The 24720-nt window shown below is 73.0% G+C and carries 21 protein-coding genes; 6 read left to right on the forward strand and 15 right to left on the reverse strand.

From position 1 onward, the window contains the following. Window positions 1–170: 170 nt before the first annotated feature. The 3 genes from ACIBEC_RS24545 to ACIBEC_RS24555 form a co-directional block, all read right to left on the reverse strand. Window positions 171–1622 carry a hypothetical protein gene (locus tag ACIBEC_RS24545; protein ID WP_360496849.1) on the reverse strand — a complete coding sequence of 484 codons (1452 nt, stop codon included), beginning with the start codon at window positions 1620–1622 and terminating at the stop codon, window positions 171–173. A 38-nt stretch (window positions 1623–1660) separates the two neighbouring features. Beyond that, window positions 1661–2137: a type VII secretion target gene (locus ACIBEC_RS24550; RefSeq protein ID WP_360496845.1), complete on the reverse strand. Its 477-nt coding sequence runs from the start codon at window positions 2135–2137 to the stop codon at window positions 1661–1663. A gap of 95 nt (window positions 2138–2232) precedes the next feature. Then, on the reverse strand, window positions 2233–2934 hold the full coding sequence (locus tag ACIBEC_RS24555) for an endonuclease V (protein WP_360496842.1): 702 nt from the start codon (window positions 2932–2934) through the stop codon (window positions 2233–2235). 246 nt (window positions 2935–3180) lie between these two features. On the opposite strand from ACIBEC_RS24555, the gene ACIBEC_RS24560 reads away from it, so the two are divergent. Next, window positions 3181–3492, forward strand: a complete 312-nt coding sequence (locus ACIBEC_RS24560; RefSeq protein ID WP_360496839.1) for a hypothetical protein — start codon at window positions 3181–3183, stop codon at window positions 3490–3492. Between the two features lie 30 nt (window positions 3493–3522). On the opposite strand, the gene ACIBEC_RS24565 is transcribed toward ACIBEC_RS24560, so the two are convergent. Then, window positions 3523–4287 carry an RDD family protein gene (locus ACIBEC_RS24565; protein WP_360496836.1) on the reverse strand — a complete coding sequence of 255 codons (765 nt, stop codon included), beginning with the start codon at window positions 4285–4287 and terminating at the stop codon, window positions 3523–3525. Between the two features lie 120 nt (window positions 4288–4407). Beyond that, window positions 4408–5901, reverse strand: a complete 1494-nt coding sequence (locus ACIBEC_RS24570; protein WP_360496833.1) for an RDD family protein — start codon at window positions 5899–5901, stop codon at window positions 4408–4410. 465 nt (window positions 5902–6366) lie between these two features. Between ACIBEC_RS24570 and ACIBEC_RS24575 the strand changes: the two genes are divergently transcribed. After that, window positions 6367–6783 (forward strand): SsgA family sporulation/cell division regulator, encoded by a 417-nt coding sequence (locus ACIBEC_RS24575; protein WP_350634093.1) that lies wholly within the window; start codon window positions 6367–6369, stop codon window positions 6781–6783. A gap of 119 nt (window positions 6784–6902) precedes the next feature. On the opposite strand, the gene ACIBEC_RS24580 is transcribed toward ACIBEC_RS24575, so the two are convergent. From ACIBEC_RS24580 to ACIBEC_RS24595, 4 genes are all read right to left on the reverse strand, one after another. Beyond that, entirely contained in the window at window positions 6903–8300 is a 1398-nt protein-coding gene (locus tag ACIBEC_RS24580) for a glycosyltransferase 87 family protein (protein WP_360496830.1), read from the reverse strand. Between the two features lie 173 nt (window positions 8301–8473). Then, on the reverse strand, window positions 8474–10030 hold the full coding sequence (locus tag ACIBEC_RS24585) for a cellulose binding domain-containing protein (RefSeq protein WP_360496827.1): 1557 nt from the start codon (window positions 10028–10030) through the stop codon (window positions 8474–8476). A 261-nt stretch (window positions 10031–10291) separates the two neighbouring features. Continuing rightward, entirely contained in the window at window positions 10292–11707 is a 1416-nt protein-coding gene (locus ACIBEC_RS24590; RefSeq protein ID WP_360497236.1) for a HAMP domain-containing sensor histidine kinase, read from the reverse strand. A 17-nt stretch (window positions 11708–11724) separates the two neighbouring features. Continuing rightward, window positions 11725–12429: a response regulator transcription factor gene (locus ACIBEC_RS24595; protein ID WP_360496824.1), complete on the reverse strand. Its 705-nt coding sequence runs from the start codon at window positions 12427–12429 to the stop codon at window positions 11725–11727. Window positions 12430–12562: 133 nt separating this feature from the next. Here ACIBEC_RS24595 and ACIBEC_RS24600 point away from each other — a divergent pair, with 133 nt between their 5' ends. Next, window positions 12563–13099, forward strand: coding sequence for a hypothetical protein (locus ACIBEC_RS24600; RefSeq protein ID WP_360496821.1), 537 nt, complete (start codon window positions 12563–12565; stop codon window positions 13097–13099). Between the two features lie 118 nt (window positions 13100–13217). Further along, entirely contained in the window at window positions 13218–13784 is a 567-nt protein-coding gene (locus tag ACIBEC_RS24605) for an Lrp/AsnC family transcriptional regulator (protein WP_360496818.1), read from the forward strand. A 33-nt stretch (window positions 13785–13817) separates the two neighbouring features. Here ACIBEC_RS24605 and ACIBEC_RS24610 read toward each other — a convergent pair whose 3' ends face one another. The 3 genes from ACIBEC_RS24610 to ACIBEC_RS24620 all read right to left on the reverse strand — a co-directional run bounded on the left by ACIBEC_RS24610 (window position 13818) and on the right by ACIBEC_RS24620 (window position 17628). Continuing rightward, window positions 13818–14624, reverse strand: a complete 807-nt coding sequence (locus ACIBEC_RS24610) for a S16 family serine protease (RefSeq protein WP_360496815.1) — start codon at window positions 14622–14624, stop codon at window positions 13818–13820. Between the two features lie 102 nt (window positions 14625–14726). Beyond that, window positions 14727–15377 carry a helix-turn-helix domain-containing protein gene (locus tag ACIBEC_RS24615; RefSeq protein ID WP_355671840.1) on the reverse strand — a complete coding sequence of 217 codons (651 nt, stop codon included), beginning with the start codon at window positions 15375–15377 and terminating at the stop codon, window positions 14727–14729. 418 nt (window positions 15378–15795) lie between these two features. Continuing rightward, window positions 15796–17628, reverse strand: coding sequence for a DEAD/DEAH box helicase (locus ACIBEC_RS24620; RefSeq protein WP_396288879.1), 1833 nt, complete (start codon window positions 17626–17628; stop codon window positions 15796–15798). 307 nt (window positions 17629–17935) lie between these two features. Here ACIBEC_RS24620 and ACIBEC_RS24625 point away from each other — a divergent pair, with 307 nt between their 5' ends. Then, window positions 17936–18361, forward strand: coding sequence for an SsgA family sporulation/cell division regulator (locus ACIBEC_RS24625; protein ID WP_360496808.1), 426 nt, complete (start codon window positions 17936–17938; stop codon window positions 18359–18361). A 93-nt stretch (window positions 18362–18454) separates the two neighbouring features. Here the strand turns inward: ACIBEC_RS24625 and ACIBEC_RS24630 are convergent, their stop codons facing one another. The 3 genes from ACIBEC_RS24630 to ACIBEC_RS24640 are packed head-to-tail and all read right to left on the reverse strand — an operon-like array spanning window position 18455 to window position 23003. Continuing rightward, the gene (locus ACIBEC_RS24630; protein WP_360496805.1) at window positions 18455–21040 is read right to left on the reverse strand and encodes a DUF2156 domain-containing protein; all 2586 of its coding nucleotides are present in this window, start codon (window positions 21038–21040) and stop codon (window positions 18455–18457) included. Continuing rightward, window positions 21037–22362, reverse strand: coding sequence for an alpha/beta hydrolase-fold protein (locus ACIBEC_RS24635; protein WP_360496803.1), 1326 nt, complete (start codon window positions 22360–22362; stop codon window positions 21037–21039). Before ACIBEC_RS24635 ends, ACIBEC_RS24630 begins: the two co-directional genes overlap by 4 nt. After that, a complete protein-coding gene (locus ACIBEC_RS24640; protein WP_360496800.1) occupies window positions 22359–23003 on the reverse strand; it encodes a class F sortase in 645 nt (214 codons plus the stop codon). Before ACIBEC_RS24640 ends, ACIBEC_RS24635 begins: the two co-directional genes overlap by 4 nt. A gap of 404 nt (window positions 23004–23407) precedes the next feature. Here ACIBEC_RS24640 and ACIBEC_RS24645 point away from each other — a divergent pair, with 404 nt between their 5' ends. Continuing rightward, on the forward strand, window positions 23408–24718 hold the full coding sequence (locus tag ACIBEC_RS24645) for a hypothetical protein (RefSeq protein ID WP_360496797.1): 1311 nt from the start codon (window positions 23408–23410) through the stop codon (window positions 24716–24718). Window positions 24719–24720: the final 2 nt, after the last annotated feature.

A 24720-nucleotide genomic window follows, 5' to 3' on the forward strand; every position in this document is an offset into this window, starting at 1 on the left:
CCGGGCCAGCACTGATCGCGGCAACCAAACCTCCCGCCATCAGCGCAGTCACCCCACGCCGAAGCTGCCAGTCTCCCAAGGCCGGTCACCCCACTCAGCACAGCGACGGCCCCGCGGTCCACGAACCACGAAGGCCCTGATCGAATCACCTGGTCTCCTGAGGACCAGGGTCATTTCACCACGTCAGGATTGGCGGGCTCGTCTGACGCCCAGGTCTCCTCGTCCTCCACCAGGTAGCCCGGCCGCTTGCGATCCTTCTCCTTGTCCTTGCCCCGCCCATATCCCCCTCCGAGCGGAAGCGCCGAGCTTGAGGAACCTCCAGACGTGGCCGCCGACTCCGCCCGAAGCCTGCCGCGCTGTCCCAGACCAGACCCGCCCTCGGTGAAGGCCCGCTTGCCGCCCGGCATCGCTTCGCCCGCAGACGCCTTGCCTCCTGGCACAGCTCGCTCGCCTGCCCCGACCACGGTGCCACCCTCTCGGCCGCTTTCGGGGCCTGCCATGCCGGGGCTGCCCCCGTGGATACCCTCAGCGGCGCGTGCCGAGCCGCCACGGACTGCTCCCGGGCCTATCGGATGGTCACCCCGGCTGGCAATCCCTCGCTCGACGAATGCCTGCTTCTGCCCTCCACCGTCGAACAGGCCGGGTTCGGGTTTTCCCCGGCTGGGGCCGAGCCAAGTAGGGCTGGCACCGGTCTGCGGTCCGGATCCGGTCGGGGTCGGCGTGCCCGTCACCCCGACGGGCGACGGCCCGCCCGCCGTCGGCTTCGAAATGGTGTTCACACCGTCGACCGCGGTTCCCGCACCGAAATTGGCCGCCTCGGGCTTCCCTGCAGCCTTTGCCGTTCCGCCCGCGATCCCGGGCTCCGATGGAATCGACGCGTTTCGTGAGGCGGTCGACGGCTTCGGAGCAACCACATCACCCCTGCTCCCGCTGCGGTTCCGGGGCTCAGCCGGGGCATCCATGGACTTGCCGAAGGATCCTCCAACCGAATTGAGATTGCCGACGTTCATTCCGGTCATCACACCGCCCACTGCGGCGAATGCACTCGGGTCACCGGCGGTCTGATCGGAAAAGTCGTCCCGTCCGCCGGGAGTCACCGGCGGCTTCTTCGGGTCATAGGGCGGCGGAGCCTTCAGGGCCGGGGTCGCGATGCGGTAGTGCATGGCGAGGGTTTGCATGATGGTGGCGGCTTCGGCCTTTTTGCGGTCGGCGATGGGGATGTGTTCGTCGTCGCTGTCGCTGAAGACGGCGGAGACGCCGTCGCCGACGGTGTCCTTGAACTTGTCCCAGTTGCCGGGTTCTTCGGGCATGTCGCGTTTGGCCTTGGCCATGGCCTCGGAGACGTTGTGGAGGATGTTGGCCGCGTCGTTGGCGTAGGCGGCGGCGTTGTTGATGCTGGCGGCCAGGTTGAGCATGCGGGTGTGGAAGGCGTCGCTGGTGGTGCCTTCCCAGGTGGTGGCGGCTTCGGTGCTGGCTTTGGTGAGGGTGAGGCGGATCTGCTTGAGGGTGTCGGCGGCGGTGCGCCAGGGGTCGCCGGCGGCCATGACCGTGCCGGGGTCGAGAGCCTGTGCCATGGCGCGGAGTTGGGCGTGGCTGTATTTGGTGAAGTCGGTGTAGACCACGGGCGGTTCGCCTCCGTTCGTGTCCGGGCGGGCGGCGGTCAGATGGTGGCGTTGCCGCGGTTGGACGGGGTGAGGTTCTTCTCGTACGCGGCTTGGCTGGTTGTGGAGGGTTGTTCGACGGACCAGCCGTCGCCGCCGAGTTTGAGTTTCTGCGCGGTGTGCTGGTCGTGTTCCTCGTACGTGGTGGCGGTGAGGTCGGCCTTCTGCTGGGCTTCGTTCACGGCTTCTTGGAGCTGGTTGAGGACGTCGCGCAGCGCGTCCCGCATGGTGCTGTAGCGGTCGTGGATCTCGGTGGCTTCGGCGAAGGTGCCGAAGGTGTTCTTGCCGACGCCGCTGCGTCCGTGTGTGGCGGTGCCGTCGGCGTGTTTCTGGAAGTCGGCGAGCAGGAGCCGTACTTGGCCGGCGAAGGTGCGGAGTTGTTCGGTTTCGACGCGGTAGCCCTGTCCGGCTCCGCCGGTGGATCCGGTACCGGTGCCGGTACCCGTCCCCTTGCCTGTCCCCGTGCCTGATCCCATCTCGGCGCCCCCCGTGCGTCCGTCCCTGGCGGTCGGGGCCGGGCCCCGGTGTCTCATGTCTAACACACGGGGCCCGAATCCCGCCCGGGGCTTGGTCAGTTCGCGGTCGTCCCGCTGCGCTGGGCTTCGGCGAGGGCGCGGCGGCACAGGGAGTCCGCGTGTCGGGTGGTTTCGGGGAGACGGTAGCGGTGGGCGAGGTCGAGGGTGGTGCGGACGGCGGTGTCGAGGCCGATGCGGTGGCCGACGGAGACGAAGACGGGTTTGACGCCGGGTCGGGTGCGGACGGCGCGGCCGACTTCTTCGCCGGTGGTGGGGTCGGTGAGCGGGGTCCAGCAGCCGCGGGCTGCGTCGGGTTCGTGGTGGTCGAAGGTGAAGGGGGTTTTGGCGACGCCGAGGGTGCGCAGGCCGGTGAGGACGCCGAGGTGGCTGGCGAGGCCGAGGCGGCGGGGGTGGGCGAGGCCGTAGCCGTCGCAGACGACGGTGTCGGGGGTGTGGGTGAGGGCGGCCAGCGCGTCGAGGACGGCGGGCAGTTCGCGGAAGGCGAGCAGTCCGGGGACGTAGGGGAAGGCGATCCGGCCGACGGCGGTGGCCTGTTCGACGACGTCCAGGGTGTCCTGGTCGAGCAGGACGGCGGCGGCGACGACGAGGTCGCGGTCGTCGTCGTAGGCGACGTCCACGCCGGCGATCAGCCCGCCGGGGGGCTCCCGGTCGTCGTGGGCCTGAACGAGAGGGCGCAGTCGCTGTTGTTCGGCGAGCGCCTCGGCCTCGGTGGTGGGCCAGTCGGCGGGAATGGGCACGGTCGGTTCCCCCGGTGAGTGGTGATGGTGCGCTGCGGCGCGTGGTGGTGCGTAGTGGTGTGTGGTGTCGACAGGTTCCGCTTCACCGTACAGACCGGGGCGGACGACCCTGGGGTGAGCCCGTGCGCCCCCTGTGCCCCCGGGCCGGTGGATTAGCCTGGAGGTAGCGAACTGCCTTGCCGGGTAGGACTTCTGGAACCGGCACCATTCCCGCCCGTTTCCTCCGACGTGCGAAGGACCCCCGCCATGCCGCGTCCCTCCGCTGCCCAGGCCTGCCTCGGCTCGTTCACTGTCGTCGCCGCCACGGTGGCGCTGCTGGCTGTCTCGGGCGCCTCGGGCGTCCTGGCGGTCGCGGTGCTGGTGGTGTTCTCGCTGGCGCTCGGCACCGTGGTGACGGTGCTCTCGCTGTCCGCTTCGGCCACCGCCGCGAAGCCGGGCCCGGCCGGGACCTCCCACGCCACCCCGGCGCCCGCTGCAACCCCGGCCACCCCCGCCACCCCGGCCACCCCTGCCACCCTTCCCGCCGCCGCCGAACGCGCGTACGCCCGGCAGCAGTGATCCGCCGCCGGGCGCGTCCCGTGCCGCCGCTCAGACGTTCGTGGTGACCACCACGGTTTTCGCGGCCTTGTCGTGCACGCACTGCCGATACGGCTTGTCGAAGACGCCGAAGATCCCGTCGATGACCCACCAGAGCACGGCGCAGCAGAGTACGGCCGGGAGGATGAAGACCGCCGAGCGGGTCCAGGCGGCGGACTGGGTCGGGGTGTTGCCGTCGATGAGCATGGCGACGCGGATGTTCATCGCCTTCTTGCCGAGGGTCTGGCCGTCGTGGCTGAGCATCAGGGCGTCGTAGATGAGGTAGATGCCGCAGGCGAGCCAGAAGGCCTCGGCCGAGCCGTTGCGTTCGCTGAGGTCGACGAAGGGCGCCACCACGAGCACGGCGATGGCCTGAACGATGAGGTAGTCGATCAGCCGGGCGCCGATCCGCTTGGGCCAGGTGCCGAGCGGCGGCATGCCGGGGACCGGTCCGGCGCCGGGGGTCCCGTATGCGCCGGGGCCGTAGCCGGTGCCGTAGCCGGACGGCGGCGGGCCGTACGGGTTCTGGCCCTGCAGGTTCTGACCGTGGGCCGGTCCGCCGTACGTGGTTCCTCCGTAGGTGCCCTGGTACGCGCCGGGGCCGCCGGCCGCACCGTCGGGCGGGCCTTCCGACGTGCCTTCCGACGGGCCCTCGGACGGGGTCGGGCCCGACGGCTCGCCTTCCGGCGTGCCGCCGCCCGGCTGCGGGGACTGCTTGTCGAAGGAGGGCTTGCCGCCCCCCTCCGGCTGGGAGCCTGAGGGGTCGTGGGTGCTCATGCCCCGAGTAGAACATCGCACATTCTTGAGGTTCGGGATATTTCGTCCGTTTTGCTGCCTCAGGCACGGAAAGGGCCGAGGGCTGCAGGGCCCACCACCTCGGCTGCGGGGCCCACCGTCTCAGGCCCGCACCACCCGGGTCCGGGCCGCTCGGTCCTGCCACCCGCGCCTCGCCGGACGGTCGAACACCGGCCAGACCAGGCCGAGCAGCAGCACCACGCCCACCTGTCGGACGGCCCACCGGAGCAGCGAGCGGCCGAGGCTCAGCCGGGTCTTGGCGGCGGGGGCGGCGGCGTCCACCACGCGGATCCGGGCCAGCCTCTTGCCGAAGGTCTGGCCGGTACGGGCGATCGGCAGCACCTCGTGGAGCAGGCTGACGAAGAGCAGGATGCCGATCAGCACGGCGATCTTGCCCAGCACCACGTCGTCCACCAGCCAGACCTGGACCTGACGGCGGGTGAGGGCGCTGACCATCCGGGCCTGGTCGAGCTTCTGCTGGAGGTGCTCGGACACCGAGTTGCCGAGTGGGATGCCGGCGGCGACGGCGACCACCAGCAGCACGGCGGTGTCCACTGCCCGGGCCGCCAGTCGGCGTCCCAGCCCGGCCGGCACGGCGGCGGGGGCCGCGGAGCGACGACGGGCAGCGGCCTGCCGGGCCGGCCGCACAGCGGGCAGCGGAGTGGTGGGGGCGACTGCGGCGGCCGCGACCGGCCGCGTGGACGCAACAGGCCCAATGGACACAGCGGACACGACGGACGCAGCGGGCGCGGCCGGGCCCGACACCGAGATCGCCTGCTCCGAGGCCGCGCCCGAGCCCGAGCGCGTGCCCGCGCCCGTGCCCGCCATCGCTTCCTCGATCACCGACGCCGTGACCGCCGGCGCGACCACCACCGGCACCGCGCCCGAGGCCTCGACGAATGGCGTCGGGGCCGCCCGCACCACCGCCGCCGTGGCGGGCGCGACGGCGGCGGCCAGTTCCACGGCAACAGAAGCGCGCTCCGGTTCCGCGCGCCCTTCTTCCTCCTCGGACGCCCCCGGAAGCACCCCCCAGGAGACCCAGCGCGGCGCATCGCCGGTGTCCATCAGTCCCCGTTGCGCCCGCGGATCGGCCTGCCATCCCGACTCCCCGGGCATCGCCTCGGCCGCGGCCACCGCCTCGGGTGCCGTACCGACCACCGGCTCGTCGATGCCCCCTGCCGTCGGCCCGACGGTTCGGAACACCGGCCCGCCGATCACCTCCGCCACCCGCGGCCCGAGCACGAAGGACGCCCCGCCCGAGGTCTGGTCGAAGTACACCGGCCCGGTGTCGCCCCCGCCGGCAGGTGTCCGCCCCTCCGCCGCAGGCACCGACATCGGCACGGCCGCCGGAACCGCGGCCACCGGCACCACCGGCGGCGGCACCGCTCGCGCCGGCGGCCCGGCCTGGTTGGGCCGGCGGGTCGCGTACCGGGGCGGCTCCAGCACCTCGCCCTCGGCGGGCGAGGGTCGGCTGGTGCCGGGCACCCAGGCCGAGCCGCCCCAGTACCGGACGAAGCCGGGGATGGAGGGGTCGGGGTAGTAGCCCGGCTCGGGTGCGACGGCCGGGTCGCCGTCGGCGAAGGAGCGGTCCGTCATGGGGGTCTTCTTTCCTGGCAGGTCCTGATGAGGGCAAGGAATGGGGGCAAGGAAGAGGCGAGGAAGGACGAGGGGCGGCGACGTAGGCCACGGGGGCGGCCGGTGGATCGGCGTGGTTCGACTGCGACGTGTCCGCCCGCGCGCACAACCCGGCCCACGGTCGGCGCTCGGCGGGCATGGGGGCGCCACCGATCGGCGGACAGTCGTCGGACAGTCACAAAGGGTAGTACCTCGTCGAAGTCGCGACGGGAAGTTCGCGAATCCCCGGACAGCTGAGGGCCGCTCGCGGTAGAGAACCAGGCGCGCGAGCAGCATGCGCGCGCCATGCAACCGCCCGTTCACCACCCCTCGCCGAACATCCCGAAGAAATCCCGGAAACGTGTGTAAGAGCCGGTGCGGACCGCCCTCTCAAAGGTCACAGGGCCCGGAACCGGGCACGCCCCGAAGGCAGAGAGGAAGACGATCATGGAACGCCCCGTCAGCGTCGTCGAGCACGAGCTGGAACTCAACCTGGTGCTCTCGCCGGAGCACAGTGTCCCCGTCCCGGCGCGGCTGTCCTACGGCAGCCACGACCCGTACGCGGTCTACATCACCTTCCACCTGGACACCGGCTCCCCGGTGACCTGGGTGTTCGCCCGCGAGCTGCTGGTCGAGGGCACCTTCCGCCCGTGCGGCCAGGGCGACGTGCGGATCTGGCCGACCCGCTCGGGCCGGCGCAGCGTGCTCTGCCTGGCGCTGAGCTCGCCCGCCGGGGACGCGCTGCTGGAGGCGCCGCTGCCGGCCGTCGCGGCCTGGCTGGAGCGGGCGCACCGGCTGGTGCCGCCGGGCAGCGAGCTGGCCGCGCTGGACCTGGACGGCTCGCTCGCCGAGCTGCTCGCTTAGGCGTGCGTCACAGCGCGCACCACAGCGTGCGTCGCGGTGTGCACCGGCACGCGCCCGAGCCCGATCGAGGGGGCACACGACGGAGCACACGAGGGAGCAGGAGCGGCGCCCCCGCCGGCTCAGCGGGCCGCGGGGGCCTGCTGACGGCCGCGGGCGGCGTCCGGGCCGCCGTCGCGCTGTCCGGGCAGCCGGACCGGCGGAGCGCCGGCGGAGCGCCGCCGCGCCCTAATCCGGATCGCGGCGGCGAGCAGGAAGCAGAGTCCGACCCACGGATAGACCGAGGTCGGCAGCTGGCGCCACGGTGACATGTGGAGGACGGCCGGGCCGAGCGGCTTCGCCGCCCACATGGCGAACGAGAGGAAGGCGACCAGCGTGGCCCAGAAAACGGCCCGCCAGCGCAGTCGGCGGACGCCCGCCGGGCGGGCGTGCTCGACGGAGGCCTCGGCGGCGAGCAGGACGAGCAGCGGTACGCACCAGACCCAGTGGTGGGTCCAGCTGATCGGCGAGATCAGCACGGCGGTGACGGCCGCGCAGCAGACGCCCCAGGCCTCGGCCCGGGGCAGCCAGCGGCCGCTGCGGGCGGCCCAGGCGGCGACGGCGAGGCCGGCCAGCGCGACCAGGCCGGCCCCGAGGGTGGCGACGGTGCCGGGCTCGGCGGTGTGCAGCAGGCGGGCGAAGGCGCCGCGCAGCGACTGGTTGTCGACGATCTGGGTCTTGCCGACCCGGGAGGAGTCGTAGAGGTACTTGGTCCAGAAGCCCCAGGTCGCGTCGGGCAGGACGAGGGCGCCGAGCAGGAAGGTGCCCAGGAAGGTGAGGCCGGCCACGAAGGCGGCCCGGATCCGGCCGGTGATCAGCAGGTAGACGGCGAACAGGCCGGGGGTGAGCTTGATGCCGGCGGCGATGCCGATCGCCACGCCCTTGCTGCGGCGTTCAGCCGGACGGGTGAGGTCCCAGAGGATCAGGCAGGCGAGCGCGAGGTTGATCTGACCGTAGCGGAGCGTGGTGAAGACGGGCTCGAGCCAGACCCCGAGGCCGGTCACCAGGATCACGCCGATCGGCCGCAGCTCACGGCGCGGCCAGCCGACCAGCTTGAACGACAGGTGGGTCAGCAGGGCGAGCAGCCCGAGGTTGCCGAGAGTGATCGCGATCCGGAGGAAGGAAACCGGGAACCAGGTGGTCGGCACGAACAGCATCGCCGCGAACGGGGGGTAGGTCGCGGGCAGGTTCCACTCGGTGACGCGCAGCCCGTACAGGTCGGTGCCGTTGGCGACGGCGGCGCCCTCGGCCCGGTAGACGATCATGTCCACCATCGAGGTGTGGACGAAGTGGCGCACCACTGCGTACACGACCAGGGACAGCAGCGCCAGCGCGGAGGCGGCCAGCAGCGGACGGCGGGGGGCCTCCCGCACGGCCCGGACGGGAGCACCGAGCGTCCGGCGCAGCCGGTCCGACAGCGGGGCGGGCGAGGGATCGGGTGCGGTCCGCACCGGGCTGCGCTCGTCTTGCACCGCTGTCACTGCTCACTCCGTCCACCGCTCGGCCAACCAGCGACGATACCGGATGCCTCCCGAACGGGGCCGGACACGTTCGACTACACAGTGTGACAACAGGGCGCCGGCCGCCCGAGCCCTGCCCGCGGGCAGCTCACGGGCAGGGCACGGGCGAACGGCGTCCCGGCCTCGGAGAGGCCTCAGCGCGTGTACGCCCCCAGGGCCCGGGTGAAGTCCAGCGGCTGCTGGACGACGCTGCTGCAGGTGGCATCGGCGTAGGCCTTGGCGCCGCCCTCGCAGGCCTTGTCCCGGGTGCCGGACCACATGGCCAGCCAGGCGAGGTGCTTGGCCGTGGCGAAGTCGGCGAGCTGCTTGGCGTCGGCGACGGTGAAGACCTCGCTGGCCACGTCGTTGACGCCGATCATCGGGGTGACCGCGACCTTGCGCCAGGCGGCCGCGTCGTCCAGCCCCAGCACGCTCTTGACCTGGGCCTGGGTGGCGGTGGCCGCGGCGATCGCGTACGTGCCCATCCGGCCCTGCGGGTTGGGGGCGACGCCGTCGCCGAAGTCCATCGCCATGATGTTGACGGCGCCGATCGCGACGCCGTTGGCCTTGGCGTCGGCGACCAGGTTGACGCCCTCCTGGGTCAGGCCGGAGGGCAGCGCGGGCAGGGTGAAGGAGACGTCGAGGGCCTTGCCCTCGGCGGCGGCGTTCTTCTGCAGCTGGGCGACGGCCTGGGCGCGCCGGGTGTTGGCGGCGGTGTCGGCGATCGCGCCGCCCTCGACGTCGAAGTCCAGCCTGGTGGCGCCGTACGCGTCCACGACCTTCCGGTACGCGGCCGTGAGGTCGGCGGTGGAGCCGCAGGCGAGGGCGAGCTCGCTGCCGTTGGCGCCGCCGAAGGAGATCCGGACGTCGCCGCCGGTCGCCCGCAGCGCGCCGATCTGGGCGGCCACCGCGTCGGCGGACAGATCGCTGACGCCGCCCCACTTGGGCACGCAGCCGCCGCCGGAGACCACGAAGGCGAGGTTGAAGGTCTTCACGCCGCTCGCCTTGGCGGTGGCCACCAGGTCGTACGGCGGGTAGAGCGAGGTGTCCACGTACGGGGCGAAGCCGGCGCCGACTGGCGGAACGGGCACACCGGTCGCCGTGGGGGTGACGGTCGGGGTGGGGGTCGGCGCCGGGGTGGTCGGTTTCGCCGTGGCGGTGGGACTGGGCTTGGCGGTCGCGGTCGCGGTCGGAGGAGTCGTCGGAGAGGCAGTGGCAGTGGCGGTCGGACGCCCCGAGGGGGTGGGCGCGGTCCCGTCGCCCGCCTTGCAGGAGGCCTTGTTGATCAGGCAGTTGGCCGGCTCGGCCTGCGCCGCGCCCGCGCCCTGGGCGACGAAGCCGACCACCACGCTCTTGCCGGGCTCCAGCCGCTTGCTCCAGGCCTCCGGCCTGACCGTGACGTGCTGCCCCTCGGCGGTGTAGGTGGCGTTCCAGAGCGAGTCGATCTTCGCTCCGGCCGGCAGGTCGAAGCTGAGCGTCCAGTCATCGATCGGGCTGCTGTCCGGGTTGGTGACCAGGTACTGGCCGGTGTAGCCGGCGTCCCAGGTGCTGGTGCGGCTGTAGACGGCGCCGAGCGAGGCCGCGCTGGCCGAGGAGGCGAGGACGACCGTCCCGCCCACGACCAGGGCGGCGGCGACCGCGGCGGCCCCGATGATCGCGCCCTTGCGGTCGCGCCTGCGGTGGCCGGAGCGGCGGGTGGGCTGGATGGTCATGGCGCGTTACCTCCGCGGGTGCCTTCGGTCGGCCGCCGTCCGGGCACGGGGGTGCCTGCGGATGTCCGGGCGGCCGGTCCGGCTCGGTCGGGTGACCGGCGCGACCGACGCTAGCGGCGGCCGGGGGGCCGAACCGGCGTGCTGAGCGAGGGGTAGAACTCCCTTAGGCCGCAGTTAAGGAAGACCCCTCGAAGACCCCCACCCAAGACCCCGGCAAGACCCCCGCCAAGACCCGCACCAAGCCTCCGCCGCGTCACAGCGTCACCGCTGGAAGAGCGCTCCCCGGCTGCGCCGCCGCCCGGTCCGCGTGAGCGCCGCCTCCTGCGGCCGGGTGCGCAGCCGTAGCCGGGTCTCGGCGCCGCCGAGGACGGCGGAGCGGCCGAGCGCGAGGTCGCCGCCGGTGGCCTCGGCGAGCTTGCGGACGATGTCCAGGCCGAGGCCGGTCGAGCCCTCCCCGCCGTGGCCCTCGCCGCGTTTGAGGGCGGCGGCCGGGTCGCTGTACCCGGGTCCGGCGTCGCCGACCAGCACGATCACCGAGCTGTCGGTGGCCAGTACGTCCACGGAGAAGGCGGTGCCGATGGCGGTGTGCCGGAAGACGTTGCCGAGCAGCGCGTCGACGGCGGCCGCCAGGTCGCCGCGCTGGACAGGTACGGGTGCCGCCCGTTCGGCGCCGGCCAGCTGCCAGCGGCGCCCCTCGTCCTCGGCCAGCGCGGACCAGAAGCCGACCCGTTCGCGGATCACCTCGGCGGCGTCGCAGCCGACCGTGACGGCGGGCGCGTCCTCGGGGGCGCGGCGGGCCGAGCGGATGATCTGGTCGACCTCGCACTCGAGTTGGGCGACCGCGTGCCGGGTGGCGTCGGCCGCGTCGCCGTCGCCGAGCGAGGCGGCGTTGAGCCGCAGTACGGTCAGCGGGGTGCGCAGGCGGTGGGACAGGTCGGCGGCCAGTTCCCGTTCGGCGGCGAGGAGTTGGACCACCCGATCGGCCATGGTGTTGAACGCGTGGGCGGCTTCGCGCAGTTCTTCGGGGCTGCCGTCGATCTGCTTGCCCTCCACCGGGACCCGTACGGCGAGGTTGCCGGCGCCGAGCGAGCGGGCGGCGCCGGCGAGCCGCCGGGCGGAGGCGACGATCCGGTTGCCCATCCGGTCGGCGACCAGCACCGAGATGGCGACCAGGCCGAGCGCGACGGCGGAGAGCACCAGCCAGGCGGTGGTGACGCCCCGGGTGAGGTCGCTCTCGGCCACGAACACCTCGACCACGGCGGTCCGCCCGGTGTCCACCGCGACCGGCTGGAGCAGTGCGTAGCCGCCCGGCACCTGCACGGTGAAGGAGCGGCCCTGCCCGCCGGCCGTGGCCACGTCGCCGTCGGCGGCCCGGCCCTCCCCCAGGGTCGGGCCGCCGGGCCCGCCCGTCCCGGGGGTCTCGGGCTGCCCCGCGGCCGGCAGGTGGACCGCCATCCGTCCCTGCCCGCCCGCGTCCGTGCTGGCCAGGGCCCGGGTGACGGCGTCCTGGTCGGTGGTGATCGCCAGGGCCGGTCCGAGTGCCGCCGCCTGCCGGTCGGCGGCGGTGAATGCCCGGTCCCGGGCGGTCTGCTGGACCATCAGGCCGAGCGGGATGAGGAAGGCCAGCGCGACCATGGTGGTCCCGGCCACGGCGGCCTTGATCAGGGCCCAGCGCAGCGAGTGCCCGAACCTCCTCATGTCCGGTGCCCCGCCGGGCCCCCGGTGGCCTCCAGTCGCACCCCCACGCCCCGGACGGTGTGCAGGTAGCGGGGGTTGGAGGCGGTCTCGCCGAGTTTGCGGCGCAGCCAGGAGAGGTGGACGTCGATGGTCTGGTCGCCGCCGTAGGTCTGCTGCCAGACCTCGGCGAGGATCTCCTTGCGCGGCACGACCACGCCGGGCCGGCCGGCGAGGAAGGCCAGCAGGTCGAATTCACGGCGGGTCAGGTCGAGCGGCCGACCGTCCAGGGAGGCCTCGCGGCGCTGGAGGTCGATGGCCAGGCCGCCGACCCGCAGGACCTGGGCGACGGGTGCCGCGCCGCTGCCGAGCCGGCGCAGCACGGCGGCCATCCGGGCGCTGAGGTGTTCTCCGGAGAAAGGTTTCACCAGGTAGTCGTCGGCACCGTCGTTGAGCAGCCGGACGATCTCGGCCTCGTCGTCCCGGGCGGTGGAGATGATCACCGGCACGTTGGTCAGGCCCCGGATCATCTTGAGTGCCTCGCTGCCGTCCAGATCGGGCAGGCCCAGGTCGAGGATCACCAGGTCACAGCCGACCTGGGCGACCTCCCGCAGCGCCTCGAGTGCGGTGCCCACGCTGCGGACCGCGTGGCCGGTGTCCGTCAGGTGGCGGATGAGGGCGGAACGCACGAAGGGGTCGTCCTCGACCACGAGCACTGTTGCCATGGGCCTGCACGGTACGCCATCGGCGGACAGTGGTCTGTACCTCGGGGGCCGGTCCGGACATTGTGCAACTGCCCTGAGGAATACCGGGGGTGCCGGTCTCGGACAGGGGGAAATACGGCAGGATGTGCGGACGATGCGGAACGGACTGGTACAGCTCGGCGCCTGGGCGGCGGCCACCGGGGCGGCGGTGGCGCTGTCCTGGTTCGGCGTGCACGCGGTGCTGACCGGCGCCGCGTTCGAGCGGCCCACGGCACTGCCGCTGCCCTCCCCGAAGGCCGACGGCACGCCGTACTCCCCGACCCCCGCCCCCGAGCAGCCGCGCTCGGCGGCGCAGTCCGCGACCCCGGCCCAGCCGACCTCCCCGCCCGCCACCGCGACGCACGGGCCGGCCCCCGTCACGACCGCCCCGCCGCCCACCCGCCGGCCCGCGCCGGCGCCCACCGCGACGTCCACGGTCAGGAGCTATCCGATCCCGGGCGGCAAGGTCGCGCTGGACCTCCAGGCCGACCGTGCCTCGCTGGTGTCCGCCACCCCGGACCCGGGCTGGCAGATGCAGGTGTGGGACGGCCCCCAGTGGATGCGGATCGACTTCACCAGGGACGCCCAGGCCAACTCGGTCTTCGTCTCCTGGAACGGGCACCCCCCGACCGTGGAGACGGCCGTCCGCTAGCAACCCGTCCGTTCGGCACGCCGACGGCCACCCCGGAGTCGCTGGTCAAGCCGTGCCCCGGGGCGGGAGAATCGGCCGCGCCGCTGTACAGAAATGCCCACCGGAGGACGGTGCCGCGATGCCCCCCGCCCCATCCCCGAGCTCACCCAGCTCCCCCAGCTCCCCCGGCCCGGCCGACCCCGTCGCCCCGCAGGGCGCCGTCGCGGGCAGCACGAACGACACCATCGACGCCCTGGACGGCCGACTGATCCGGCTGCTCGCCGAGGAGCCCCGGATCGGGGTGCTGGAGTGCTCGCGCCGGCTGCAGGTCGCTCGGGGCACCGTGCAGGCCCGGCTGGACCGGCTCCAGGCCAAGGGGGTGATCGGCGGCTTCGGCCCGGAGGTGGACCCGGCGGCGATCGGCTACCCGGTGACAGCCTTCGCGACCCTGGAGATCTCCCAGGGCCAGGGCACGGACGTGCGGGCGCACCTGGCGGGCGTGCCGGAGGTGCTGGAACTGCACACCATCACCGGGATCGGGGACATGATGGTGCGGATCGTGGCCCGTTCCAACGCCGATCTGCAGCGGGTGATCGACCGGGTGGTGGGCTTCGACGGGATCGTCCGCTCGTCCACCGCGATCGTGCTGGAGAACCCGGTGCCGTACCGGATCCTGCCGCTGGTGGACCAGGCCGCCGCCGAGTAGGACGGGGTCCGGCCGTCGGCAGGGCGCGCCCGGTCAGCAGGCGGGGACGCTACCGCCGCTCTTGAGTGCCTGCAGCACCGAGACCGCCTCGCCGAGCGTGCCGACCGGCACCAGTCGCAGCGACGCCGGCGTGTTCACCTTGGCGTCCGTGCACTCGTCCCTGGGGAGCAGGAACACCGTCGCGCCGTCCCGGGCGGCCGCCTGCGTCTTCAGCGGGACGCCGCCGACCGGGCCGACCGTGCCGTCCTTGTCGATGGTGCCGGTGCCCGCGATCGTGCGCCCGCCGGTGAGGTCGCCGCCCTGGCCGTCGCCGGCGAGCTTGTCGACGATGCCCAGCGCCAGCATCTGGCCGGCGCTCGGGCCGCCGACGTCGCCCAGGTCGACCTTGACCTTCACCTGGTCCGGCGACAGGTGGAGGTAGCTCAGCGCGGCCGCGGTGGCGCTGTTCTGCGACTCGGCCATCTGCTGGGCCGTGACCTCCTCGGCCTTGGCCGGGTTGCCCTGCGGGTACACGGTGTCGGTCGGGCGGACCGCCTCCTTCGGATTGAACCAGGCCTGCATGGACCGCAGGAAGGTGTTGCGCTGGTCCGGGTTGGTCGCCGTGATGGTGACCATCCGCAGCTCGCCCTCGGTGGTGCGCAGTGGTGCCCCGGTGATGGTGAGCACCGGCTTGTCCTGGTAGCTGCCCAGGGTGTCCGCGGTCAGGCCCGGCCAGGTGACGGTGTACGGCAGCGGGACGAAGGCGGCCACGCCGAACAGCGCGGTGACCAGCGCTCCGCACAGCGCGAGCGCGCGGGTCCGCGGGGCGGTGAGGGCCTTGGAGAGCTTGGTGTCGGACACAAGGGGAATCCAAACACACCCGACGCCCCGCCGTGGTGCGCCCGCTCGCCTCGGGGCGATCGGGGGCGGGGGCTCTGCCTCAGGGCGCTCGGGGCCGGGGCGCTACCTCAGGGCGTCGGCCACCTCGGTCGCCGCCTCCACCACCCGGGGCCCGACCCGCTCGGGCACCATGCCGTTGAGCATCACCACGCCGACGCTGCCCTCGATGCCGCTCAGTCCGAGCAGCGCGGCGGCCGCCCCGCACGCCCCGGACTGCTCCTCCGCGCGGGTGATGACGAAGCCCTGCTCGGGCCGCCGCTGGCTGGGGAAGGTGCGGGCCTCCAGGATCGCCCGTCCGGCCGCGCTCTCGGTGAGCGGGTGGCGCAGGCCGGTCCGGTAGGCGACGTGGAAGTCGGTCCAGCTCGGCTCGACCACGGCGACGGCCAGCGCCTCGTTGCCGTCCACCAGGGTCAGGTGGGCGGTGGCGCCGAGGTCCTCGGCGAGGCTGCGCAGGGCCGGCAGTGCAGCCTCGCGCAGTAGCGGGTGCACCCGGTGCGCGAGCCGCAGCACGCCGAGGCCGACCCGGGCGCGTCCGCCGATGTCCCGGCGGACCAGGCCGTGCTGCTCCAGGGTGGCCAGCAGCCGGTAGACGACGGTGCGGTTGACGGCCAGCCGGGCGGCGAGTTCGGTGACGGTGAGCCCCCGCTCGGAGTCGGCGAGGAGTTTGAGGACCCGGACGCCTCGGTCCAGGGTCTGGGAGGTCTCGGCTGTCACGACGGGCAATCCTTTCCGCGGCGCTCGCGGGGCGGGCGGCGCCGGCCGGGGGTCGGTGTCGCGCGCAGGTGGGGGTGGCCGCGCTCGGGCCGTACGCGGTGTCGTCCTTGACGCCGGCACGGTCCTGCGACGCCGTCCCGCGGGGGTTGCCCGGCGGAAGAGCGTGGGGGAAAGGTAGTGAAGGAAATGTCGCGGCGGAAGTAGTTGTCCAAAATTCGGGCGTGATCGACTTCAACATCGCCGCAGATTCCGGACAAACACCCACAATTCGCCGGGCAGATCAGGGCATGCGTTCGACTCAGGTCCGAAGTCCGGACACTCCCGGACACGGACCACAGAGTCGGACCGCAGCGTCGGGCCACAGAGTCGGACCGCAGGGTCGGGCCGCGGGGTCGAACCGCGCGCTCCCGCCGAACCGTTACTTCGCCCACTCCCGGATCTTGGCGATCCGCGCCGTGAGCTGGTTGGCGGTGGCCTGCGCGGTGAGCGGCCCGCCGCACTGGCGGCGCAGCTCGTTGTGGATGGTGCCGTGCGGCTGGCTGGTGCGGTGGTGCCAGGCGGCCACCAGCGCGTTCAGCTCCTTGCGCAGCTCGCGGAGCTCCTGGTGGGTGACGACCGGCCGCTGCTCGGCCGGCAGCTCCAGCAGGTCGGCCTCCTCGGCGGGCTTGGTCTTGCTGCGCTGGATCTGCCGGTGCTGGCGCTTCTGCAGCAGCATCTGCACCTGGTCCGGCTCCAGCAGGCCCGGGATGCCGAGGTAGTCCTCCTCCTCCTCGCTCCCCGGGTGGGCCTGCATGCCGAACTCCATGGCGTTGTACAGCACCCGGTCGAAGACCGCGTCGGAGCCCAGCGCCTCGTAGGAGAACTCCTCGCCGCCCGCGCCGTCCGGCCCGTCGTTGGCTCGTTCGGCCTCGGCGAGCAGCCGGTCCTCCTCGTCGAAGAGGCCCTCGCCCTCCTTCTTCGGCCGGTCCAGCACGTGGTCGCGCTGGACCTCCATCTCGTTGGCGAAGCCCAGCAGCATCGGGATGGTCGGCAGGAACACCGAGGCGGTCTCGCCGCGCTTGCGGGCTCGCACGAAGCGGCCGACGGCCTGGGCGAAGAACAGCGGGGTGGAGATCGAGGTCGCGTACACCCCGACGGCCAGCCGGGGCACGTCGACGCCCTCGGACACCATGCGGACCGCGACCATCCAGCGGGAGGTCCCGGCCGAGAAGTCGGAGATCCGCTGGGAAGCCTCGGTCTCGTCGGAGAGCACCAGGGCGACCTTCTCGCCGCTGATCTCGCGCAGCATCTTGGCGTACGCGCGGGCCACGGTCTGGTCGGTGGCGATCACCAGCCCGCCGGCGTCCGGGATCGCCTTGCGGACCTCGCTCAGCCGCCGGTCGGCGGCCTGGAGCACGGCCGGGATCCACTCACCCTGCGGGGACAGCGCGGTGCGCCAGGCCTGGGCGATCAGGTCCTTGGTCATCGGCTCGCCGAGCCGGGCCTCCAGCTCGTCGCCGGCCTTGGTGCGCCAGCGCATGTTGCCGCTGTAGCTGAGGAAGATCACCGGGCGGACGACATGGTCGGCGAGCGCGTGTCCGTAGCCGTAGGTGTAGTCGGCGACGGACTTGCGGATGCCGTCGCCGCCCGCTTCGTACTGGACGAAGGGGATCGGGTTGGTGTCCGAGCGGAACGGCGTACCGGTCAGCGCCAGTCGGCGGGCGGCCGGCTCGAAGGCCTCGAAGCAGGCCTCGCCCCAGGATTTGGAGTCACCGGCGTGGTGGATCTCGTCCATGATCACGAGGGTCTTGCGGGCCTCGGTGCGGTTGCGGTGCAGCATCGGGTTGACCCCGACGCCCGCGTAGGTGACCACGATGCCGTGGTACTCCCGGGACAGCGGCCCGGAGGAGTACCCCGGGTCCAGCTTGATGCCTATCCGCGCGGCGGCCTCGGCCCACTGCTTCTTCAGGTGCTCGGTCGGCGCGACCACGGTCACCTGCTGCACCAGGTGGTTGTGCAGCAGGTACGAGGCGAGGGTGAGCGCGAAGGTGGTCTTTCCTGCGCCCGGGGTGGCGACCGCGAGGAAGTCACGCGGCTGCGACTCGATGTACTTGTCCAGCGCACCCTGCTGCCAGGCCCGCAGCTTGCCCGCGGTGCCCCAGGGGGCACGGCCGGGGAAGGCCGGCGACAGGTGGTGCGAGCCGACGGGCGCGGCATGGCCGACGGCCCGGACGGGCTCCTGCGGCTCCGACGTGTCGGAGAACAGCGGCATCGAGGAGGCGGCGGCAGTACTCACGGTCTCCGAGGGGGATCATCGCAGGTCAGGGGCGGTTTTGCGGCCCCGTCCCGCGGTCGGGCGGCGATCGGACAACCCGCCCAGCCTACCGGTCCGGCGCCGTTCGGGCCTCCAGGCGAGGCCTCGCGCCCGGCTCGCGCGGCCGGAAATCGATGTGACGCGGCTCACGTCCGATCGCTCTCGAAACCCGGTAATCACGGCGGTCACCAGGACTCTCACCAGGGTGAGGCCGCACCGACCCCCTGCCCCAGCGCGGCCTCGCACCGAACCGAAGGGACCGCCCGTGCGCACCGTCGAAGAGACCGTCCAGGCCCGCCTGATCCTCTCCCCCCACCGCTCCGCCCGGCTGCGGGTCGTGCTGTCCTACCTGCCGGAGGACCCGCTGGCCGTCCGGATGGCCTTCCCGGCCGAGTTCTCCCTGGACGAGGCCGAGGAGGGCCAGAGCGCCGAGGACATCGTCTGGGTCTTCGCCCGCCGGCTGCTCTCGTCCGGCATCGAGCTGCCGGCCGGTGTCGGCGACGTCCACGTCCGGCCCGCGCTCGGCCACCGCACCATGGTCGAGCTGCGGGCCCCGGAGGGCGCCGCGCTGCTCCAGTTCGACACCGGCGACCTGCGCCGCTTCCTGTGGCGCAGCCGGCTGCTCGTCCCCGAGGGCGAGGAGCACCTGCACCTGGACGCCGACCGCGCCCTCGCCCAGTTGCTCGGCTGACGGGCGAGCCGGCGTCCGGGAGCGCCCCCGCGCTTCCGGGCCGCCTCTCGCCCGCCTGCCACTCGCCCATCCAGTCGCCTGCTCGCCCCTTCCTCAGCCCGACAGCTTGCGCATCAGCCGGACGCCCTGCGCCGCCGTCAGGTGCGGCAGGTACGCCTTGCCGATCGCCCTGGTGATGCCGGGCAGCGCGGCCGGGTCGGGGTAGGCCATGTACATCGGCCGGTACTCCGGCTGGAACTTCGCCTTGAACGCGAGCAGCGAGCGGAAGCCGTACACCGGCTCCAGCGCCTTGCCCATCCAGTCCAGCATCCGCTGCAGCCCGGTGGGCCCCTCGTCCTGCCCGGTGCGGGCCAGCGGCGCGCCCGACAGCGACAGGAAGCGGGCGCCCTCCTCCTTGAAGCCGAGCGCGGCCGAGGCGATCAGGAACTCGCTGACACCGCGGAAGCCGTCCGAGCGCCGGCGCATGAAGTCCAGCGTCCAGCCGACCGGCACGCCGTTCTCGTACACCGGCATCCAGCTGGTCAGCCCATGCACCACCCGCTGCTCGTCCACCGCGACCAGCACCCGGACGTCCGGGTCGTCCAGCTCCTCAAGCCCGCCGAGCGTGAAGCCCATCTCCGGCAGGCCCTTCTCGGAGACCCACTCCTCGGAGATCGCCCGGATCTGCTCCCGCAGGGCGAGCGGCGCCTCGTGGTACGCCCACCACTCCGCGGTGATGCCCTGCTTGCCGGCCTTGTTGAGGGCGGTGCGGATGTCCTGCCACTTGCGGCCGGTGAAGGCCAGCTCGGGCAGCGGGACCACGGTGTCCTCGGCGACCTGCACCGAGCGCCAGCCGAGCTGCGCGGCGGCGTCCCTGGTCTGCCCGTAGACGCTGTAGAAGCACGGCGTCCAGCCGCGCGCGTCGCAGTACCGGGCGAAGCCGGCCACCGCCCCGGCCCGGTTCTCCGGCGCGCCGAACGGGTCGCCGGTGGTCAGCGCGATGGTGCCGATCACCCGGTAGGCGACGCCCGCCCGGCCCTGCTCGTCGAACCAGTAGTGGTTGCCGTCCCAGGTGGTGATGAAGGACAGCGTCCCGCCGCCGTGCTCGGTCAGCAGCGCCCTGGCCCGGGCCGCCGCCTCCGCGTCGGTATGCAGCACCGGCCGGCGGAAGGCCGACAGCAGCGCGACCAGCGCCACCACCCAGAACGCCAGCCCGGTGTACGTCTCCAGGAAGCGCGCCACCGATCCGACCGCGATCGGGTAGTCCGGTGTCAGGTCGTTGTACGCGGGCGGCAGGAACTGCGCCGGCAGCCCGTGCAGCAGTCGGCGGACGTTCGCCCCCGGCTCGAACTGGTCGGCCACCAGCCGTCCGAGCCCGACGTACGCGGCCGAGGAGAGGAGCGCGGCGCAGCCCGGCACCAGGGCCAGTCGGCGCACCGACCGGCCGGACAGCCGCACCCGGAACCGCTTGTGGGTGGCCAGCAGCAGGCCGGTGGTCAGCAGTGGCAGCAGCATCGCCTCGACGAAGTACTGGACCACGTCCCGGCTGACCGGCCCGGCGTCCAGGTACAGCCAGCCCAGCAGCGCCACCCAGAGCAGTTCGGTGGCGATGGTGACCAGCCAGGCGAACCGCAGCCCCCTGCGCAGCCCCTCGGCGAGCACCAGCAGCAGGGCCGGGAACAGGGCGGCCATCAGCCGGCCGGGGGTGTCGAAGATCCGGACGACGGCGTGCGCGCGGGCGCAGTCGTGCGCCGAGAGCGAGCAGAAGTCGGCGACCTCGTCCGGGCTGAGCCGGTGGGAGAAGTACAGCTCGGAGAAGGCGTTGAACGGTCCGCTGGCGTTGTCGTACAGCGAGGCGATCAGCGGCCCGAAGGCGGCGACGACCAGGCAGAGCGCGACCAGCACCCGGGTCTCGGAGTGCGAGGAGCGGTGCGAGCGCAGGTACGGGCGGCCGCGGCTGAGCAGCGCGCCCACGCCGAGCCCGGCCAGCGCGGCGGCGCACCGCTGGACGCTCTGCAGGTGGCCGACGTACAGCGTCATGACCAGCGGGACGAGCAGCACCAGCAGGTGCAGTCGGCGGCGCCAGAGCACGGTGAGCCGGTACCCGAGGACCCCGGCCAGCGCGAACAGGCCGACGCCGGGGCCGACCGAGATCTGGTCGGCCACCGAGGCGGTCCACTGTTCCCCGGCCGAGGAGCCGAACGCGATGAGCCCGGCGCCCAGCAGGGTGCCGACGACCTGCCCGCCGACCAGCACCGCGAGGGTGCGCAGGCGGCCGAGCCGGTGTTCGGCGGCCGGGCCGACCAGGAGCAGCAGCAGGCTGGTGAACACGTACGAGCCGCTGCCGGAGCACCAGGCCATCGAGGTGACCGGCGTCCACCAGTGGCCTTCGCCGAGCGTGGGCAGGCCGACCCCGGCCTGCTCCAGCAGCCGGTCGGACGGCCCGCTGCCCAGGCTGCCGGTGGCCGCGCCGACCAGCCAGAGCCCGGCCAGCAGCGCCAGCGTCAGCGGCGCGGCGCGCAGCCGGGAGCCGAGCGCCCGGGCCGCCCGCCGCACCCGCTGCGGGCGCGGCTCCGGCGTCCGGGTGACCGGCGCGCGGTCGGCGCCCCGCTCGGAGTCGCGCCGCGCGCCCCGCTGGCCGACGACCTGTTCGGACGTCTGCGCGTGCTCGCCGGCGACCGCGGTGCCCGCCCCGCTCACCGGGTCAGCCCGGTCTGTTGGGCGATCCACGGGATCTGCCGGACGATGCCGGGGCGGAAGACCACCCAGCCGTGGCCGCCCGGCATCAGTTCGAACTTCGCCTTCATCCCGGCCCCCTGAACAGCCTGGTAGATCTTCTCCATCTGCGGCCTGAACTCGTCGTCGGTCTCGCCGACGAGGAGGGCGACGCTGGTGTCCGGGAACTTCCTGCGGGCCATCACGTGGACCGGGTCGACCGCGTCGAACTTCTTCGCGTCGCCGCCGAACGCGGCCCTGATGGTGCCCTCCCGGTTGCCCAGGGTCGGCTCGTCCTGCCCGGACATGTCCAGGACGGTGCCGTACACGTCGGGCGCGTTGACGCCGAGCTGGAGCGCGCAGGTGCCGCCCATCGAGGCGCCGCCGATCGCCCAGCTCTTCCGGCCGGTGGCGGTCTGCAGGTTCTCGTGGATCCAGTCGGGAACGTCCGACGCCAGGTAGGTCTGCATCTTGGCGAGCTTGGAGTCCATGCAGAGCGTGTTGAACCAGGTCGAGCCGAGCTCGTCGGGCATCACGACGATCGGCGCGAGGCCGTTGTGCTGCGCGGCGAACGCGTCCATCGTCTCGTTGATCTGCCCCGAGAGCACCCAGTCCCCCGGCGCCCCGGGCTGGCCGGTGAGCATGACGACCACCGGCAGCAGCGGTCGCGGGGTGGCCTGGTAGGCGGGCGGGAGGTAGACGTAGGCGTCGCGGGCCTTGAAGCCCGACCTGAGGCCGGGGATCGGCACCACCGAGACGGTGCCCTTGTCGGGCAGGTTCGACGGGGCCTGCCAGACCTCGTCGAGTACCTTGTCCGGCGGGGCGGCCACGGTCTGCCCGACCTTCGCGGGGACCAGCCCACTGGTCTTGGTCAGCCACGGCGCCAGCATCACGCGCCCGCTCGGGTACTGCCCGAAGCCGATGTTGACCTCGGAGGCGGCCATCAGCAGCACCAGCCCGCTCAGGCCGAGCGCGATCCCGCGCCGCCGCCAGGTGAGCCGGCGGATGCGGTAGCCGACCAGGCAGAACCCGAGCAGGGCGATGGCTATCCACCAGGTGACGTACTCGGGCGTGCCCTCCGGGAAGGGGTGCCACCAGCCGTCGACCACGATGTCGAGCAGCAGGCTGAGGGCGGCCGCGGTGGCCAGCGCGGCGGGCAGGCGGAACCGCCACCAGCTCCGGTCGCGGCCGACGGCGAGCGCGAACAGCGCCGCCCAGCCGGCCGCGAGCACGGCGTGCGGGATCGGGCCCTCGGTGAGCGGCCAGTCGATCGGATTCCAACGGGTGGCAAGGGTGAGCGTGCTCATGCGGCTATGCCCGGATGGGTGGTGTCGGCCAGGAAACCGTAGGCGACGACGTTGCCGTCGTAGCCGTGTTCCTCGCTGTACGCGCCACCGCAGGTGATCACCCGCAGCTGCGCGTCCGAGGCCTGACGGTAGACCCGTTCGTCCGGGAAGTCCTTTCGATCGTGCACTTCGATGGCGTACAGCTGGTAGACGGCGGTGGCTCCGTCCGCCCGGGCGATCTCGATCCGGTCCCCCCGACGGAGCGCGCCCAGATGATAGAAGACGGCCGGACCCGCCTTGTTGTCGACGTGCCCTGCGAGGATCGCGGTGCCGCGCTGACCGGGGCTGGCCCCACCGCGGTACCAGCCCGCCAGGTTACGGTCCGCCTCGGGCGGGGCCTGCAGGTGGCCCTCGGAATCCAGCCCGAGCGTGGTGACCGGGGCGTCCAGGCGGACGGCCGGGATGCGGATCCGGGTCGGCGCGGACGGCCCCAGCGGCGGGACGACGGAGACCGGCGCGATGCCGGCCTGGGCCTGGCCGCCGTCCGGGGCGGGCGGCAGCACCGGCGAGCCGCCGCCGTGCAGCAGCCAGGCACCGAGCACCAGCGCGGCTCCCGCCGCCAGGGTGCCCGGCCAGGGGCTCCTGCTCTGCTGGACGCCCACGGGCGCTCCCCTCTGCCGACGGATTCCCGCTTTCTGGGAGTTTCCTGGGAACAATTCAACCGGATCGGACTGTAAAGCACGTCCATACGATGGTCATACTGACACCCGCCGATCGGCAGGGCTGCCGGCCGCTTTCCTGCCCGACGTGCGCGGCCGGTCGCGGAGCGCGACGAATACCTCCCGCCGGCGATCACTGCGGGCACCGCGCCCGACACGAGCCAGCGACGGTTCTACGGCCGCGATCGGTTGCGGCGTTCGGGCGATCGGTTACGACCATCCGCTGCGCCTCTTCGACCACTTCTGCCCGCATGCCATGCTGACGCGGTTACGGGTTCGATCCCCCGGATGTCAGATCGGACCCCGCACTCCCGCACGCTGCCGACCGCCTCACGAACGGAGTGACCATGGACGCTCTCTCCCGCCGCACCCTGCTGGCGGCCGGCGCCGCCACCGCCGCCACCCTGGCGGCCGGCTGCGGCAGCAACCACGCCGCCGGCGGGGAGCGGGCGACCGGTTCCGCCAAGCCCACCGGTAGCGCGGACGCCGGGCAGAGCGCCACTCCCACCCCGGCCCCGGCCCCCAAGCCGCAGGCCGTCCTGATCGGCGACGGCTCCACCTCCGACACCGGCGTCCAGCCGCGCCAGCCCGTCCCCGAGCGGCTGCAGCCCGGGCAGCGCCCGCCACAGTTCGTGGTCTTCTCCTGGGACGGCGCCGGCGAGCTCGACAACGGCCTGTTCGCCCGCTTCCGCCGGCTGGCCCAGGATCACGACGCGAAGATGACCTTCTTCCTCAGCGGCCTCTACCTGCTGCCCGAGTCCAAGAAGGACCTCTACCGCCCGCCGCAGCACAAGGTCGGCGCCTCCGACATCGGCTACCTCAGCGACCGGCACATCCGCGACACCCTGGAGAACGTGCACGCGGCCTGGCTGGAGGGCCACGAGATCGGCACCCACTTCAACGGCCACTTCTGCGGCGCCACCGGCGTCGGCAAGTGGTCCCCGGAGGAGTGGGACAGCGAGATCCAGCAGGCGATGGACTTCGTGACGAACTGGCGCACCAACACCGGCTTCACCGACCTGCCCGCGCTGCCCTTCGACTACCGCAAGGAGCTGATCGGCAGCCGCACCCCCTGCCTGGAGGGCCAGCGCAACCTGCTGCCCACCGCGGTCAAGCGCGGCTGGCGCTACGACAGCAGCGGCAACGGCACCCAGGTGTGGCCGCAGAAGATCCAGGGCGGCGCGCTGTGGGACCTCCCGCTGCAGTCCATCCCCTTCCCCGGGCACACCTTCCAGGTGCTCTCGATGGACTACAACATCATGTACAACCAGTGCGGCCCCAACACCAAGGCCGACCCGGCGCTCCACCCGGGCTTCCAGGCCCAGGCTCGCGACGCCTACCTGATGGGCTTCGACCGCACCTACAACGGCAACCGGGCGCCGTACATCATCGGCAACCACTTCGAGGAGTGGAACGGCGGCATCTACATGAACGCCGTCGAGGACGTCCTCAAGACCGTCGCGGGCAAGTCGGAGGTCCGGCTGGTCTCCTTCCGCCAGCTGGTCGACTGGCTGGACGCCCAGGACCCGGCGGTGCTGCGCAAGCTGCAGACCCTCGCCCCGGGCCAGTCCCCGACGGGCGGCTGGGAGGCCTTCCTCGGCACCCCGGCGGCGGCGCCCGTCCCCTCCTCCGCCGGCACCGCCACCACCGCCGGCTGACC

This window comes from Kitasatospora sp. NPDC051164 (assembly GCF_044455625.1).
In the GTDB taxonomy this organism is placed as follows: domain Bacteria; phylum Actinomycetota; class Actinomycetes; order Streptomycetales; family Streptomycetaceae; genus Kitasatospora.

Excerpts from the sequence above, each read along its gene's own strand:
- ACIBEC_RS24600 (WP_360496821.1), top strand. The coding sequence starts at position 12,563 with ATGCGGAACGGACTGGTACAGCTCGGCGCCTGGGCGGCGGCCACCGGG.
- ACIBEC_RS24575 (WP_350634093.1), top strand. The coding sequence starts at position 6,367 with ATGGAACGCCCCGTCAGCGTCGTCGAGCACGAGCTGGAACTCAACCTG.
- ACIBEC_RS24605 (WP_360496818.1), top strand. The coding sequence starts at position 13,218 with ATGCCCCCCGCCCCATCCCCGAGCTCACCCAGCTCCCCCAGCTCCCCC.
- ACIBEC_RS24565 (WP_360496836.1), bottom strand. The coding sequence starts at position 4,287 with ATGAGCACCCACGACCCCTCAGGCTCCCAGCCGGAGGGGGGCGGCAAG.
- ACIBEC_RS24595 (WP_360496824.1), bottom strand. The coding sequence starts at position 12,429 with ATGGCAACAGTGCTCGTGGTCGAGGACGACCCCTTCGTGCGTTCCGCC.
- ACIBEC_RS24645 (WP_360496797.1), top strand. The coding sequence starts at position 23,408 with ATGGACGCTCTCTCCCGCCGCACCCTGCTGGCGGCCGGCGCCGCCACC.
- ACIBEC_RS24560 (WP_360496839.1), top strand. The coding sequence starts at position 3,181 with ATGCCGCGTCCCTCCGCTGCCCAGGCCTGCCTCGGCTCGTTCACTGTC.
- ACIBEC_RS24585 (WP_360496827.1), bottom strand. The coding sequence starts at position 10,030 with ATGACCATCCAGCCCACCCGCCGCTCCGGCCACCGCAGGCGCGACCGC.
- ACIBEC_RS24620 (WP_396288879.1), bottom strand. The coding sequence starts at position 17,628 with ATGCCGCTGTTCTCCGACACGTCGGAGCCGCAGGAGCCCGTCCGGGCC.
- ACIBEC_RS24635 (WP_360496803.1), bottom strand. The coding sequence starts at position 22,362 with ATGAGCACGCTCACCCTTGCCACCCGTTGGAATCCGATCGACTGGCCG.
- ACIBEC_RS24570 (WP_360496833.1), bottom strand. The coding sequence starts at position 5,901 with ATGACGGACCGCTCCTTCGCCGACGGCGACCCGGCCGTCGCACCCGAG.
- ACIBEC_RS24550 (WP_360496845.1), bottom strand. The coding sequence starts at position 2,137 with ATGGGATCAGGCACGGGGACAGGCAAGGGGACGGGTACCGGCACCGGT.